This window comes from Rhodococcus sp. PAE-6 (assembly GCF_025290685.1).
In the GTDB taxonomy this organism is placed as follows: Bacteria; Actinomycetota; Actinomycetes; order Mycobacteriales; family Mycobacteriaceae; genus Rhodococcus; species Rhodococcus pyridinivorans.
On sequence record NZ_JAOCLZ010000004.1, the window covers coordinates 16,409 to 30,676 of the forward strand.

Here is a 14,268-nt window from a genome sequence, read left to right on the forward strand (position 1 = left end):
TCGTCTCCTCACTGCCCCGCACGCGATAGCGTCGAACACATGTATGCAATCGTCGCCACCGAACCCGGTGGTCCAGAAGTTCTCCGGTGGACCGAGCAGCCCGACCCGGACCTGCCTCCCGGGCACGTACTTCTCGATGTCGCGGCGACCGCGGTCAACCGCGCCGACCTGCTGCAACGGCGCGGCCTCTACCCGCCGCCCCCGGGGGCGAGCGACATCCTGGGCCTCGAATGCTCCGGAGTGATCTCCGAACTCGGCGAGGGTGTGACGGGCTGGAACATCGGCGACAAGGTCTGTGCCCTCCTCACCGGTGGCGGTTACGCCGAGAAGGTCGCGGTCCCTGCCTCCCAGCTGCTGCCCGTCCCGAAGGGCATGGACATCGCGGTCGCCGCGTCGCTTCCCGAGATCGCGTGCACGGTGTGGTCGAACGTCGTGATGACCGCCGGCCTGAAGCGCGGCGACGTCCTGCTCGTCCACGGTGGCGGCGGAGGCATCGGCACACATGCCATCCAGGTGGGCAAGGCGCTCGGCGCGAAGGTGGCGGTGACGGCCTCGGCCGGCAAACTCGACCGCTGCCGCGAACTCGGCGCCGACCTGGCGATCGACTACCGCGAACAGGACTTCGTCTCCGAGGTGCGCACTGCCTTCGGTGGCGCCGACGTGGTGCTCGACAACATGGGTGCGAAGTACCTGTCCCGGAACATCGACGTCCTCGCTCCGGACGGACGGCTCGTCGTCATCGGCATGCAGGGTGGCACGAAGGGTGAACTGCACCTCGGCAAGTTGCTCGCCAAGCGCGGTCACGTCATCGCGACCGGTCTGCGCGGCCGTCCGGACTCGGGGCCGTCGGGCAAGAGCGCGATCATCGACTCCGTGCGCGCCGATCTGTGGCCGCTCATCGAGGAGGCGAAGGTCCATCCCGTCGTGCACGCCGAGCTGCCGATCACCGAGGCGGCACAGGCGCACGAACTGCTCGACAGCCCCGAGACCGTCGGGAAGGTCGTGCTGCGGATCGAACGGAACTAGAGGTTGCGGAGCTCACGGACGAGCTGATCGACCTCGAAGCTCGTGGTGTAGGGGGCGAGGCCGATGCTCACCGCTCCCCCTTCGTCGCTGACGCCGAGGGAGTCGAGGAGCCGGCTCGATCCGCGGGTGCTCGCCACCGTCGCGATGCGGCGGTCGGCGAGATGCGCGGCGACCTTCTCGGCCGGGACCCCGTCGACGGTGAAGCTGAGGGTGGGGACGCGGCTCGACGCGCGGCCGAGCACGATCACGCCGGTGAGACTGTCGAGCTGTCGCATCAGACGGTCGAACAGCACGTCCTGGTAGTTCTGCATCGAGCTGATCGAGATGTCGAGACGCTCGCGGCGCGAACCGGTGGCGTCGTCGTCCAGTGAGGCCATGAAGTCGATGGACGCGGGGATACCGGCGAGCAGACCGAACTGGTGACCGCCCACCTCGAGGCGTTCGGCGCCGCGCGCGTGCGGGTTCAGCGACATGGCCGGAACCCGTTCGAGATGCGCGGGGTCGGAGAAGACGAGCGCACCGATCTGCGGGCCGCCCCACGAGGCGATGTCGACGGTGATGACGTCGGCGCCGAGATCGTCGATGTCGACGTGGGCGTAGGGGGCAGCGCCCGCGGCGTCGACGACCATGAGCCCACCGACCTCGTGGACGAGATCCGCGACGACTCGCACGTCGGGCGCGGTGCCGACGATCGACGACGCCGCGGTGAGCGCGACGAGCCGGGTGGTGGGCGTGATGAGTTCCTCGTACTGCCAGGTGGGCAGCTCGCACGTCTCGATCTCGACCTCGGCCCAGCGCACCTGCGCGCCGTAGCGGCTCGCGACCCGCAACCAGGGAGCGATGTTCGCCTCGTCGTCGAGCCGTGAGAGCACCATGCCGGTGCCGAGCCCGAGGCGGGAACTGAGTGCTTCGGCGAGCCAGGCGAGCAACACCGCGTGGCTCGGGCCCAGGACGACCCCGTCCGGATCGGCACCCACGAGTTCCGCGACCGCGACGCGCGCCTCCTGGAGGATCGCGGCGCTGCGACGTGACGACAGGTGCCGTCCGGTCGACGACGCGGCCGAGTTGCGGAAGGCAGTGGACACGGTGCGCGACACCACATCGGGGATCTGCATACCGGCCCGTGGATCGAGATGGATCCACCCGTCCCCGAGCGAGGGGATCAACCCCCGGATCCGGGCAACGTCGTAAGCCATGGCAGACACTCTAGGTCCCGATGTCAATGGGACGCGCCGTACCTGCACTCGGCGTTGCCCTCTCGGTAGGCTCGGTCGGGGTACCCGGCACTCCGGGTCCCTCGGGTAACCGGGCACCCCCGAGGTGGGAAAGGGAGAATGGAGCCATGACGCATCCGGACAACGACCAGGTTCTCGTGATCGGCCCCGACGGCCGGCCCATCCGTGTCTCCCGCGAGGAGGCGGCCCGCGTGGAGGCCGACGGCCGGCCGGAGGAGGAGAAGACCGAGAACGGCGGCGAATCCCTGGCCGACATGGTCGAGCAGCCGGCGAAGGTCATGCGGATCGGCACCATGATCAAACAGCTCCTCGAAGAGGTGAAGGCCGCGCCGCTCGACGACGCCAGCCGCACCCGGCTCAAGGACATCCACCTGTCGTCCATCCGCGAACTCGGTCAGGGCCTCGCCCCCGATCTGCGGGAGGAACTCGAGCGGCTCGCGCTGCCCTTCGGTGAGGACGCGGTGCCCTCCGACGCCGAGCTGCGCATCGCGCAGGCTCAGCTCGTCGGTTGGCTCGAAGGTCTGTTCCACGGCATCCAGACAGCGCTGTTCGCTCAGCAGATGGCGGCTCGTGCCCAGCTCGAGCAGATGCGTCAGGGAGCGCTTCCTCCCGGCGTCGCGCAGGGCGGTCGCGGCCAGAACGATCAATCGTTTCCCGGTCAGACCCACCCCGGAACCGGCCAGTACCTGTAGTCCCACCGGGTACGCCCCGGGACTCGGGTATCGGCGCGACGGGTACGCTCGGGTCCCGTGTCAGCGTCTGGAGCAGCATCGTGAGTCGGGTCAGCATCGAAACGCGCGGCGCGTGCGTCGACTTTCCCATCTTCGACGCCAAGACCCGGTCCTTGAAGAAGGCATTCCTGGGTAAGGCGGGCGGGGCGATCGGCCGCAACGACTCCGATGTCGTGGTCGTCGAGGCTCTGCGCGACATCACGATGTCGTTGAAGGAAGGCGACCGCGTCGGGCTCGTCGGCCACAACGGTGCCGGCAAGTCCACGCTGCTGCGTCTGCTCTCCGGGATCTACGAGCCCACGCGCGGCCACGCTCGGGTGAAGGGTCGCGTCGCGCCGGTGTTCGACCTCGGCGTCGGCATGGACCCGGAGATCTCCGGCTACGAGAACATCATCATCCGCGGCATGTTCCTCGGGATGAGCCGCAAGCAGATGCTGGCCAAGGTCGACGAGATCGCGGACTTCACCGAGCTCGGCGACTACCTCAACATGCCGCTGCGCACCTACTCGACCGGTATGCGGGTGCGTGTCGCGCTCGGCGTTGTCACCAGCATCGATCCCGAGATCCTGCTGCTCGACGAGGGCATCGGCGCGGTCGACGCGGAGTTCATGAAGAAGGCGCGGGTGCGTCTGCAGGATCTCGTCGCGCGCTCGGGCATCCTCGTGTTCGCCAGCCATTCGAACGAGTTCCTCGCCCAACTGTGCGACCAGGCGATGTGGATCGACCACGGCCAGATCCGCGAGCAGGGCGACATCGAGCACGTGGTGCGCGCCTACGAGGGCGACGAGGCCGGCGATCACGTGCGCACGATCCTCCACGAGCTCGAGCGTGAGCGGATCGCGAAGTCCGCCCCCGACGCCGCGGCCTCGACGGGTTCGAACGGTGGCTGACGAACGGATCATCGGCGTCGTCGTCACACACCGCCGACGCGAACTGCTGGCGGATTCGCTGAAAGTTCTTGCCTCGCAGTCCCGTCCGCTCGACCATCTCGTGGTGGTCGACAACGGCGACGAGGACGCGGTGCGTGAGCTCGTCGACGCGGTGGACCTGCCCACGAGTTATCTCGGCTCGAAGCACAATCTCGGTGGAGCAGGCGGCTTCGCCCTCGGCATCCTGTACGCGCTGTCGCTGGGAGCCGACCGGGTGTGGCTCGCCGACGACGACGGCCGCCCAGAGGGACCGGACGTGCTCGCGACGCTGCTCGACTGCGCGCAACGCAACGGCCTGGCCGAGGTGTCGCCGGTCGTGTGCGACATCGCGCAACCCGACCGCCTCGCCTTCCCGCTGCGTCGCGGTGTGGTGTGGCGGCGGTGGCGGCACGAACTCGGCGACGAGGACCTGTTGCCCGGCATCGCCTCGCTGTTCAACGGTGCGCTCTTCACCGCCGCGGCGATCGACGCGGTGGGTGTGCCCGACCTGCGCCTGTTCGTCCGTGGCGATGAGGTCGAGGTGCACCGGCGTCTCGTCCGCTCGGGACTGCCGTTCGGCACCTGCCTGCAGACGGCCTATCTGCACCCGGACGGTGCCGACGAGTTCAAGCCGATTCTCGGCGGCCGGATGCACACGCAGTATCCGGACAACGACACCAAGCGCTTCTTCACCTACCGCAACCGCGGCTACCTGCTGTCGCAGCCGGGACTGCGCCGGTTGCTGCCCCAGGAATGGGTGCGGTTCGGCTGGTACTTCCTGATCACGCGCCGCGACCCGGCCGGTCTGCGCGAGTGGATCCGGTTGCGCAGACTCGGGCGCGAGGAGAGGTTCGAACGTCCCTGACGGTGCCGTCGCTCAGTCGGTGATGACCGTCTGCGCTGCGATCTCCTTGAGTTTCGCGTTCGCCCAGCGCAGTTGACGCAGTGTCTGGGGATGGGAGCGTTCGGAGAGGGCGAGCAGTTCGCGGTCGCTCAGGGCCTGCGCCGTCTGGGCGAGGATCTCCCAGTCGAGCGAGACGCCCGCCGCCATGCGGTGCACGGTGCGCAGATCCCGCAACAACAGGACGCTCGGGGCGTGCCGGCGTCCGAGCATCTCGCTTCCCTTCCGCCGCACCACCGCGAGCACCTCGTGGACGCCCTGGGGCTCGTCGTCGAGGTCGAGGTCGTAGTCGTGGCCGATGCGGGCGAGTTCGCGCACGTGCTGCTGCGACCAACCTGCGATGTCACGCGCCACATGGAAGATCTCGTGGTCGACCTTGTGCCGGTCCGCCGTGCGCAACAGTTCGGTCGCCAGGTCGTTCTCCGATCGGTGCAGTTCGCGGATCGCCAGGGAGACCTTGTTCATCGCGGACCTCCGTCGTCGAGCGTCTCGGTGATCTCCGCGTCCGGTCCACCCGAGGTGGCGGGCACGGCACCGGAGACCGGTGCCGAGGCGGTGGTGGTCGGCGCCGCGGACGGCCCGCCCTCGGCGACGGCGACCCGTTCGACGCGCGCGGCGCCCGACTTGAACAGGGGTTGCTTCGACGCCGGGTCCCAGTCGGTGAAGGTCAGTTCGTTGGCCGCGCGCCCCTCGAGCGCCGGTTCGTGGCCCGCCGGGGTGTCCCAGTAGCCGTAGTGGAACGGCAGGAACAGCACCCCGTTCCGGATGCCGCTGATCCGCAACCGCGCGGTGACGTGCCCGCGCGGGGTGTCGATCCGCAGCAGGTCGCCCTCCGACCAGCCGTGCCGCTCGGCATCGCCCGCCGACATCTCCACCCACACCTCCGGTGCGGCGCGTTGCAGTTGCGGGGCACGGCCGGTCTTCGTGCGGGTGTGGAAGTGGTAGAGCGTGCGGCCGGTGGTGAGCAGATAGGGATACTCGTCGGAGACCGTCTCGTGCGGGGGAAGATACTCACCCGCCTTGATGATCGCCTTGCCGAAGGGGTTCAGCGCCCGGTACTCGGTGGGTTCGACCGGCGCTCCGGTGACCATGTCGCGTCCGTAGTTCTCGCAGTAGTCCGGTGCGGCCCAGAACTTTCCGCCCTCGTAGAGACGTTCGGTCCCGTCGGGGGCGTCGGCGTTGCACGGCCACTGGATTCCGCTTCCGCCACGGAGTTTCTCGTAGGTGATGCCCGTGTAGTCGCAGGGCCGCCCGGCCGTGCACTCCTTCCACGCCTCGAACGCCTCTTCGGGCGTGGACCACTTCACGAGCGGGTCGCCGTCCTTGTCCCGCAGGTCGAGCCGGCGCGCGTAGTCGACGAAGATGTCGAGATCGGGCTTGGCCTGTCCGGGTGGTTCGACGGCCTTCTCCGACAGGTGCACGGTCCGGTCGGTGTTGGTGAACGTCCCGGTCTTCTCACCCCAGGTCGCAGCGGGCAGGACAACGTCGGCGAGCTGCGCGGTCTCCGACAGGAAGATGTCCTGCACCACGAGGAAAAGCCTGTGCTGGGAGAGGACCTCGCGCACCCGGCGCAGTTCCGGCAGGGACACGGCCGGGTTCGTCCCGCTCACGTAGAGGAAGCGGATCGAGCCGTCCTCGACGTACCGCATCATCTGCATGAGATGGGTGGGGGCGGTGTAGTGCGGGATCCGCATCGGATCGATGTTCCACACCCGGGCGAGGTCCTCGACGTGCGACTCGTTGGCCCAGTTGCGGAAGGCCGGCAGGTCGCCGTCGGCGCCGCATTCGCGGGTGTTCTGCGCGGTGGGCTGCCCGTTCATCTGGAGGACTCCGCAACCGGGCCTGCCGAGCATGCCGCGCACGAGATGGATGTTGTTCACCTGCACGGCGGCCGCGGTGGCCTGATGGGACTGGTAGAAGCCCTGCAGAACCGTCGAGAGCAGCCGCTCCGCCGTGCCGAGCAGTCGAGCGGCCTCCCGCAGATCCTCGATGGGGACGTCGCAGATCTCGGCGGCCTTCTCGAGGGAGTAGTCGGCGAGCTGGCTGCGCAGTTCGTCGAATCCGACGGTGTGGTCCTCGATGTACTTCTCGTCGATCCACCCGCGTCGCAAGATCTCGTGCAACAGCCCGTTCATGAGGACGACGTTGGTGCCCGGGCGCGGGGCGAGGTGCACCGTCGCGGCCCGCGCGACCGGCGTCCGCCGCGGATCCACACAGATCACGGCCGGCGGATTCGGTCCGGCGAGCCGATCGAGGATCCGCGTCCATGTCACCGTCTGCGTCTCGGCCATGTTGTGTCCGTAGAGCGCGATGACGTCGGCATGGTCGATGTCGGTGTAGGAGCCGGGCTGGCCGTCGCACCCGAAGGACTGTTTGAGGGCGGCTGCCGCCGTCGCCGTGCACAGTCTCGTGTTGCCGTCCATGTGGTTGGTGCCGATGCCACCGTGGCCGATGAGCGCGAGGGTGTAGTACTCCTCCAGGAACAGCTGCCCGGTGGTGTAGAAGCCGACCGAACTGGGGCCGCGCTCGTCGAGCAGCTGTTTCGTGCGACCGGCGACGGCATCCATCGCGGTGTCCCAGTCGGTCTCGACGAGTTTGCCGTCGCGCCGGATCAACGGCGCGGTGAGCCGGTCCTCCGAGTGGTTCGCCTGCCAGCCGAACAGGTCCTTGGGGTCGACCCGGCCGTGGTTGACCCGGTCGACGGCGCGTCCGCGCACTCCCACCATGCGCCCGTCCTTGACGGCGATGTCGAGGCCGTCGCCGTTGGAATGCAGGATGGTCGCCGACTGCACCCACCTGTCGACATCGTCCTCGGTCAGTCCGTCGGCGAGATAGGTGTCGACGCGGGTGGGCCAGCGTTGCCCGGGTCCGTAGGGTGTGCGCGAACCCCACGGATCCGCGATGCGATCCACGGTGGTCATGTTCCCGGCAGTACCCGGGGTGGGAGTGCTCAAACGTTGCACCCCACACGACCGGACCTTCAGTTCCTCGCAGCGACGATGATGGCGTGGATGATCCATACCGGCAGCCACGCGCCGCACGTGATCAATGTGAGGACGAGATGCAGGAGATGGGGGCAGTCCGCGCGTTTCACATTATTGACGGTGACCTGCTGGATCGGCGCGAACGGCTGCGGGGGCGGGTACGCAGACTGCGGATGCCCGTGGAACTGCTGATGCGCGTAATTCTGTGGCGGGTACTGCTGTTGCGCGTGCGGATACGGCTGCTGATTCTGCTGCTGTGCATACAGGTTCTGCTGGTGCTCGGCGACTCTCCGTTGCTGTTCTTCGAGCGCGATCTGCTGATGGTGGTCTCGAAGACGCTGAGCTTCGGCCTCGCGCTCCTGCTCTTCCTTCCAGGCGCGAAGACGGTTCAACTCCTCGAGTTCCCCTGGCTCGAGATCCCTCTGGTACTTCGGTTGCGGTTCCCAGTTTCCTGCCGGTCCGGTCATCGGTGGTTCCTCTCCCCTCGCCGGTTCCACGAAACCGGAACGAACGTCAAATAGGTCGAATCGTACAGACAGGAGTCACTACAGCCGAGATCTGACTCTGCCTGTTCCTCAGTCCATCCCATCAGGACACGCGCGCGAAATCTCGGAACACAATCCGGCAGATCCGACCGCGGATGTACGCACTTCGTCCTACACTTTCGCCACCCTCGACCTCGGGAGCCAGTGATGACCCCTCGTGCCACCTCACCGTCGACCCTCTGCGAAGCCTTCCAGACCACCGCCGCGGCGTACCCCGACAAGGTCGCGCTGCGCACCCCCGACGACTCCGTCTCCTACACCTGGCGTCAGTACGCGCAGCGCGTCGAACGCCTCGCCGCCGGACTCGCCGGGCTCGGCGTGAACCGCGGGGACACCGTCGGCCTCATGCTCACCAACCGGCCCGAATTCCACCTTCTCGACACCGCCGCGATCCACCTCGGCGCGGCGCCGTTCTCGATCTACAACTCGCTGACCGCCGAACAGATCTCGTACGTGCTCGGCAACGCCGGCAACCACGTGATGATCGCCGAGGAACAGTTCGTCCCCGTCCTGCGGCAGGCGATCGGCGACACGAAGGTCGAGCACCTGGTGTGCATCGACGGCAAACCGGAAGGCACCATCTCCCTCGACGGCCTCGAGGCCGCCACCGATCCGTCCTTCGACTTCGAGGCCTCGTGGAAGGCCGTGCAACCGCCCGACCTGCTGACCCTCATCTACACCTCGGGCACCACAGGCCCGCCGAAGGGTGTCGAACTCACCCACGCCAACCTGCTCGCCGAACTCGAAGCGACGAGCTCGTATCTGCCCATCGGTCCGGACGACCGGATCCTGTCGTATCTGCCCGACGCGCACATCGCCAACCGCTGGGGCTCGCACTACTCGAGCCTGTACAGCGGCATGCAGATCACCACGCTCGACGACCTCAAGCAGGCCATCACCGTGCTACCGAGCCTGCGACCGACGCTCTTCGGCGCCGTCCCCCAGGTCTGGTACAAGCTCAAGGCCGCGATCGACAAGACCCTCGCCGAGGAGTCGAGCCCGATCAAGAAGAAGCTCGCGCTGTGGGCGATCGAGGTCGGACGCAAGCGCGCCCGGCTGCAGTCCGACGGCGAACCGGTCCCCCGGTCCCTCGAGGTGCAGCACACGGTGGCCGACAGGCTGGTGCTGTCCGCGATCCGCGGCAAGCTCGGTCTCGACCAGGTCCGCGCCGCCGTCACCGGCGCCGCGGCGATCTCGCCGGAGGTCCTCGAGTTCGTTCTCGCCCTAGGCATTCCGTGCTCCGAGGTGTGGGGCATGTCGGAGACCTCGTGCGTGGTCACGATGAACCGGCCGGGCGCCATCCGCATCGGTACCGTCGGCCAGGCCGTGCCGTGCGCGCAGATCAGGATCGCCGAAGACGGCGAACTGCTCGTCTCCGGCCCGCTGCTCATGAAGGGCTACCGCAACGACCCCGAGAAGACTGCCGACGCAATCGATTCCGACGGCTGGTTGCACACCGGCGACATCGGCGAGATCGACGCGGACGGTTACCTACGGTTGATCGACCGGAAGAAGGAGATCATCGTCAACGCGGCGGGGAAGAACATGTCGCCCACCAACATCGAAGGCGCCCTGCGTGCCGCGTGCCCGATGCTCGGTGGCGCCGTCGCCATCGGGAACGACCGCCCCTACAACGTCGCGCTGCTCGCACTCGACCCCGACGCCCTGGCCGTCTTCGCCGAACAGCACGGTCTCAGCGGCACCCACGAGGAACTCACCCGGCATCGGGTGGTCCTCGAATCGATCGCGAAGTCGGTCGAGGAGGCGAACAGCAAGCTGTCGCGGGTCGAGCAGATCAAGAAGTACACGGTGCTGCCGACGATCTGGGAACCCTCCGGCGACGAGCTGACCCCGACGATGAAGCTCAAGCGCAAGCCCATCGATGCCAAATACGCGGAGGAGATCGACAAGTTGTACGCGGGAGCCTGATCCGTCACCGCGCCGACCGGTTCGCAGGACCGTTGATCGCGCCCTACCTCGACGAATCGCTGAGCGAGACGGTGTAGTCGCCGACGATCTGCTCAGCGATCTCACGCACCTTGACGTTGCGGTGCTGGGAGAAGGCGACGAGCTTGTCGAAGGCCGCGTCGGCATCGCACTTGAACGTGGCCATCATCAATCCGACGGCCTTGCTCAGCGTCGAACGGGTCTCCAACGCCGTCTTCAACTGGTCGGATTCACGTTCCCGCGCGACGAGCATCTGCTCACGCAGCCACGACAATTCGAGGTTCACGCGAACGCGGGCGACGAGTTCATCGGGGTGGAACGGTTTGGTGATGTAGTCGTCGGCGCCGGTGCGCAGACCACCGATCGTGGCCTCCGCGCCGGCACGTGCCGTCAGGAGGATGACCGGCAGACGGGAGGTCGCCGGGTCGCGGCGGATCTCCCCGAGCAGCTCCACCCCGTCCCGGCCGGGGAGCATGATGTCGCTGAGGACGAGATGCGGCGGTCGCGATCGGATCCGCTCGAGTGCGGCATCGCTGTCCCCCACCGCATCCACGTGCCAGCTCTGGCGACGCAACAACTGCGTCAGGTAGTCACGCATGTCCGCGTTGTCCTCGATCACGAGGATCCGTGGCAACGATTCCACACCCTCTCCCTGCGTGGACGATTCGTCCTCGTCGAAAGTGACCCTGTCCCACCGTTGCGCTTCGCCGATGTACATGGCGCTCAGATCCCCCGGGACGGTTCCCGCAGGCGACTCCGACGTCGGGTCGAGGACGCGGGGAACGGACACGGTGAAGGTGCTGCCGCGTCCGAGTTCACTGGACACGGTTACCTCTCCCCCGAGCGCGTGGACCCAGTCCGAGACGAGGGACAGACCCAGCCCGATCCCTTCCTGACTGCGTCCGCCGGCGCTCTCGACGCGATGGAACCGTTCGAAGATGCGACCGAGTTCCGATTCCGGAATGCCGAGACCGGTGTCGGCGACCTTCAGGACCAGCAGATCGTCCTCGACGTCCAGATCCACATCGATCGTTCCCGAGGGGGTGTACTTGATCGCGTTCGAGAGCAGGTTCAGCACGATATGAGCCCACGTCTGGGGATCGAGCCGGGTCTGCTCGGCCGCCGCGTCGGCGATCCGGCTGCGCAGGTCCAGGCCCGCACGCTGAGCCGCGTCGGCGAACAGGTCCACACATTCGGCCGTGAGCGCCGCCGGATCGGTCGGCCTCAGGGGCTTCCGCGACGGGTCGGTCTCGGCACGCGTCGCTTCGAGCAACGCGTCGACGAGCCGCCGCAACCGGATCGCGGCGCGCTGAGAGGCCTCCAGCGACTGCCGCTGCGCGTCCGTCAACGTCGTGGCCTCGTCGAGCACGCTCTGCAACGGGCCGAGGAGCAGCGTGAGCGGCGTGCGGAACTCGTGGCTGATCGATTCGAGGAACCGCGTCTTGGCAGCGTCGAGCGCCGCGAACGCATCGGCCCGGCGACGCTCGGCATCCATCGCCGACGCATCACGCAGCAGTCCCGAGATCTTGGTGGCGACGAGCTCGACGAAGGTGGAATACGCAGCGTCGAACACCCGGTACGGGCTCAATCCGACGGCGAGGACACCGAGCGGGAAGTCGTGTCCCGACGCCGTCAACGGCACGAGGAGGAGGGTGCCGATCGGATGGTCTCCGAGGGTTCGCTGCGGGTCGAGCAGATCCGGGGAACGCTCGGCGACGCCGGAGACGACGATCGGTTCGGAGGCCCTGGCGGCCTTCGACAGCAGCTGGTCCTCATCCGGTCCGAGCAGGGAACCCGAGAAGCCGGGCTTCGTCCCGATTACGGCGAGCTTCTTCCAGTTCGGTTGCGGATCATCGGGATCCACCACCCGACTGTCGAGGAACAGCGCAGCCAGCGGAATGTCCTGATGACTGGGAGCGAGCGCGTCCAACGCGTTCCGGCACGTCTCGATCACCGACATTCCCGAATCTGTGATCGCCACCGTGCCGAGACTGCTCAAGGCCTCCAGACGACGCTCACCGAGCACCCGCGAGGTGACATCGGTGGTCGCGACGAACACCCCGGCCACTTCGCCGGACTCGTCGCGGATCGGGCTGTAGGAGAAGGTCCAGTAGGTTTCTTCCTCGTAGCCGTGGCGCTGCATGAACAGCAGTTCTTCCTCGGCGAAGGTGGCGGTGCCCGCCATCGCCCGTTCGACGCGCGCGCCCACCTCGTCCCACACCTCGTGCCAGCATTCCGGCGCCGGTTGCGCGACCGCCGCGGGGTACTTGTCGCCGAGGACGGGGATGATCGCGTCGTTGAAGATCTGCACCAGCTGCGGCCCCCACCACAGGAGCATCGGCACCTCGGACGGCAATACCGTCCGCACTGCCATGCGCAGTTCCGCCGGCCAGGACTCCACCGGCCCCAGAGGGGTGGCCGACCAGTCGGTCTTCCGAAACCGTTCCAGGCATTCTCCCGGCCCCGCGAACAGGCGTTCCGCCGACCACGCCTCTCCCGACTCGGCTGTCGCCCTCATGCCCCGTCACTCCCATCTCCGGTACGTCCCGCCCGCCGTCATTCTCCCCCGATATCGCGCAGAACGACGCCACATGGAGGACATGCGTCCTCCTTTCCCCAGGTGGGCCGGTGGTGGCGGTTCGTCGGGGAGGGAGAGAACGGCGTGTCGGCAGCAGATCGGCTATTTCGGGCACGCTCCGGCGTAGCGGTCCAGACCGAGGCCGTTGTTCCGCTTCTTGCTGCGACCGGTCGGGCCGCCCTTCGGGGAGCGCACCCAGTTGCCGGACGAGTCGAGCCCGGGCATGCGTTCGCTCCCGAACCTGCTGTACCGGGTCTCGCCGTCGACGGTCAGCACACCGTCCTGCACGTCGATGTGCGCGACGGTCGCCCAGTACGAGTTCTTCCCGTTGCCGACGTACACGAGGATCTCGTCGGCGTCGGACCCGGGCAGACCGTCGTGCCCGGCACGACCGTATCGAATTGCCACACGCGGCTTCCCGAACGTGTCGATCGCGCCCGCGCCGTTGTCGATGCTCTGGTAGATGTTGACGAGAAGATCACCGTTCTCGTTCGGCAGTACCCGAACCTGTTCGACCGCAGGCCTCTTCCCGTTGCCCGGACCCTTGCTGTCGCCGTAGTGGTGGATATGCGGCCACGTGTCGAGACTTCCGCGATGACCGGGATCTCCACTGACGACGATGTAGTCGTTCGTGTGCTCGTTGCGGCAGTAGAAGTAGACGTCGAGATCTCCGGTGCCGTACTTCTTCACATTGCCGTTCCGGTCGTATGTCGCACCGCGACCGTCCCATTCGAGTCCGACGGTGAGCACCCAGTTCGGATCGCCCTGCGACTTGCGCAGATCGATCCGGGCCGTCTGCGTGGGCGAATCCTTGGTGAGCGAGATCTGCACCTTCTCGAACGAGATCGGGCTCGCCGCAGGGGACGCCTTCGGAGCGGACACGGTCGGTTCGGGATCGTCGTCCGCATCGTCGACGACGATCCCGTGGTCGGTCGCGAACGCCGCGAGACCGTCCTGATAACCCTGGCCGACGGCGTCGAGACGCCACCCGCTCCCGCGCCGGTACAGCGCGACGACCTGCAGGACCGTTTCGGTGGCCAGGCCGGGCGGGACGAACTCCAGCATCTGACCCGGGCCGCGAACCTCGACGCGTACCCCTGGCACCTCACCGAAGGTGCGTCCCTGCGCCTCGGTGCTCGCGGCGACGAGCACCCGTTGGACGTCCGCCGGCACCGCGGACAGATCGACGGTGACGGAGGTGTCGGAGGTGAGGTGGACGCCCGGCGCCTTCGGGTTGTTGAAGAACACGAAGTCGTCGTCGCTGCGTACCCGGCCGGCGTCGGTGAGGAGGACGGCCATCAGGTCGACCGCTCCGTCCACGGCGGCACCGAGCCTCACCTCGTATCGGAGATCGGTGAGATCGGTCTTCGACCCCTTCGCTACCTCGGCCATGCGGTCCTCCTGTCCGTACGG

Annotated in this window: 11 protein-coding genes; 5 read left to right on the forward strand and 6 right to left on the reverse strand. The window is 67.5% G+C overall.

What is annotated here, in order from left to right:
- The first annotated feature begins 39 nt into the window (after positions 1 to 39).
- Positions 40 to 1,026 carry an NAD(P)H-quinone oxidoreductase gene (locus tag NVV99_RS10785; protein WP_006553482.1) on the forward strand — a complete coding sequence of 329 codons (987 nt, stop codon included), beginning with the start codon at positions 40 to 42 and terminating at the stop codon, positions 1,024 to 1,026.
- Here NVV99_RS10785 and NVV99_RS10790 read toward each other — a convergent pair.
- Positions 1,023 to 2,222, reverse strand: coding sequence for a cysteine desulfurase-like protein (locus NVV99_RS10790; protein WP_024102719.1), 1,200 nt, complete (start codon positions 2,220 to 2,222; stop codon positions 1,023 to 1,025). The two genes, NVV99_RS10785 and NVV99_RS10790, sit on opposite strands and share 4 nt — an antisense overlap.
- 146 nt (positions 2,223 to 2,368) lie before the next feature.
- Between NVV99_RS10790 and NVV99_RS10795 the strand changes: the two genes are divergently transcribed.
- The 3 genes from NVV99_RS10795 to NVV99_RS10805 all read left to right on the forward strand — a co-directional run bounded on the left by NVV99_RS10795 (position 2,369) and on the right by NVV99_RS10805 (position 4,765).
- On the forward strand, positions 2,369 to 2,953 hold the full coding sequence (locus NVV99_RS10795) for a bacterial proteasome activator family protein (RefSeq protein ID WP_006553480.1): 585 nt from the start codon (positions 2,369 to 2,371) through the stop codon (positions 2,951 to 2,953).
- Between the two features lie 77 nt (positions 2,954 to 3,030).
- Positions 3,031 to 3,882, forward strand: a complete 852-nt coding sequence (locus NVV99_RS10800) for an ABC transporter ATP-binding protein (RefSeq protein WP_085989319.1) — start codon at positions 3,031 to 3,033, stop codon at positions 3,880 to 3,882.
- Positions 3,875 to 4,765, forward strand: a complete 891-nt coding sequence (locus NVV99_RS10805; protein ID WP_016692663.1) for a glycosyltransferase — start codon at positions 3,875 to 3,877, stop codon at positions 4,763 to 4,765. Before NVV99_RS10800 ends, NVV99_RS10805 begins: the two co-directional genes overlap by 8 nt.
- Positions 4,766 to 4,777: 12 nt before the next feature.
- Here NVV99_RS10805 and NVV99_RS10810 read toward each other — a convergent pair whose 3' ends face one another.
- From NVV99_RS10810 to NVV99_RS10820, 3 genes are read right to left on the reverse strand one after another with little or no spacing between them, the layout of a single operon-like run.
- Positions 4,778 to 5,266, reverse strand: coding sequence for a hypothetical protein (locus NVV99_RS10810; protein WP_024102718.1), 489 nt, complete (start codon positions 5,264 to 5,266; stop codon positions 4,778 to 4,780).
- Positions 5,263 to 7,722, reverse strand: coding sequence for a molybdopterin oxidoreductase family protein (locus tag NVV99_RS10815; protein WP_024102717.1), 2,460 nt, complete (start codon positions 7,720 to 7,722; stop codon positions 5,263 to 5,265). The genes NVV99_RS10810 and NVV99_RS10815 overlap by 4 nt, the downstream gene beginning before the upstream one ends.
- Before the next feature lie 59 nt (positions 7,723 to 7,781).
- Positions 7,782 to 8,252, reverse strand: coding sequence for a hypothetical protein (locus NVV99_RS10820; RefSeq protein ID WP_138841334.1), 471 nt, complete (start codon positions 8,250 to 8,252; stop codon positions 7,782 to 7,784).
- Between the two features lie 225 nt (positions 8,253 to 8,477).
- Here NVV99_RS10820 and NVV99_RS10825 point away from each other — a divergent pair, with 225 nt between their 5' ends.
- The gene (locus NVV99_RS10825) at positions 8,478 to 10,259 is read left to right on the forward strand and encodes a long-chain fatty acid--CoA ligase (RefSeq protein ID WP_260782881.1); all 1,782 of its coding nucleotides are present in this window, start codon (positions 8,478 to 8,480) and stop codon (positions 10,257 to 10,259) included.
- Between the two features lie 43 nt (positions 10,260 to 10,302).
- On the opposite strand, the gene NVV99_RS10830 is transcribed toward NVV99_RS10825, so the two are convergent.
- On the reverse strand, positions 10,303 to 12,795 hold the full coding sequence (locus tag NVV99_RS10830; protein WP_024102713.1) for a response regulator: 2,493 nt from the start codon (positions 12,793 to 12,795) through the stop codon (positions 10,303 to 10,305).
- A gap of 162 nt (positions 12,796 to 12,957) precedes the next feature.
- On the reverse strand, positions 12,958 to 14,247 hold the full coding sequence (locus NVV99_RS10835) for a TerD family protein (RefSeq protein ID WP_024102712.1): 1,290 nt from the start codon (positions 14,245 to 14,247) through the stop codon (positions 12,958 to 12,960).
- Positions 14,248 to 14,268 lie beyond the last annotated feature (21 nt).

Bases quoted from the DNA above. Each gene is read 5' to 3' on its own strand.
- NVV99_RS10820 (WP_138841334.1), bottom strand. From the start codon at position 8,252: ATGACCGGACCGGCAGGAAACTGGGAACCGCAACCGAAGTACCAGAGG.
- NVV99_RS10810 (WP_024102718.1), bottom strand. From the start codon at position 5,266: ATGAACAAGGTCTCCCTGGCGATCCGCGAACTGCACCGATCGGAGAAC.
- NVV99_RS10830 (WP_024102713.1), bottom strand. From the start codon at position 12,795: ATGAGGGCGACAGCCGAGTCGGGAGAGGCGTGGTCGGCGGAACGCCTG.
- NVV99_RS10785 (WP_006553482.1), top strand. From the start codon at position 40: ATGTATGCAATCGTCGCCACCGAACCCGGTGGTCCAGAAGTTCTCCGG.
- NVV99_RS10815 (WP_024102717.1), bottom strand. From the start codon at position 7,722: ATGACCACCGTGGATCGCATCGCGGATCCGTGGGGTTCGCGCACACCC.
- NVV99_RS10790 (WP_024102719.1), bottom strand. From the start codon at position 2,222: ATGGCTTACGACGTTGCCCGGATCCGGGGGTTGATCCCCTCGCTCGGG.
- NVV99_RS10835 (WP_024102712.1), bottom strand. From the start codon at position 14,247: ATGGCCGAGGTAGCGAAGGGGTCGAAGACCGATCTCACCGATCTCCGA.
- NVV99_RS10795 (WP_006553480.1), top strand. From the start codon at position 2,369: ATGACGCATCCGGACAACGACCAGGTTCTCGTGATCGGCCCCGACGGC.
- NVV99_RS10825 (WP_260782881.1), top strand. From the start codon at position 8,478: ATGACCCCTCGTGCCACCTCACCGTCGACCCTCTGCGAAGCCTTCCAG.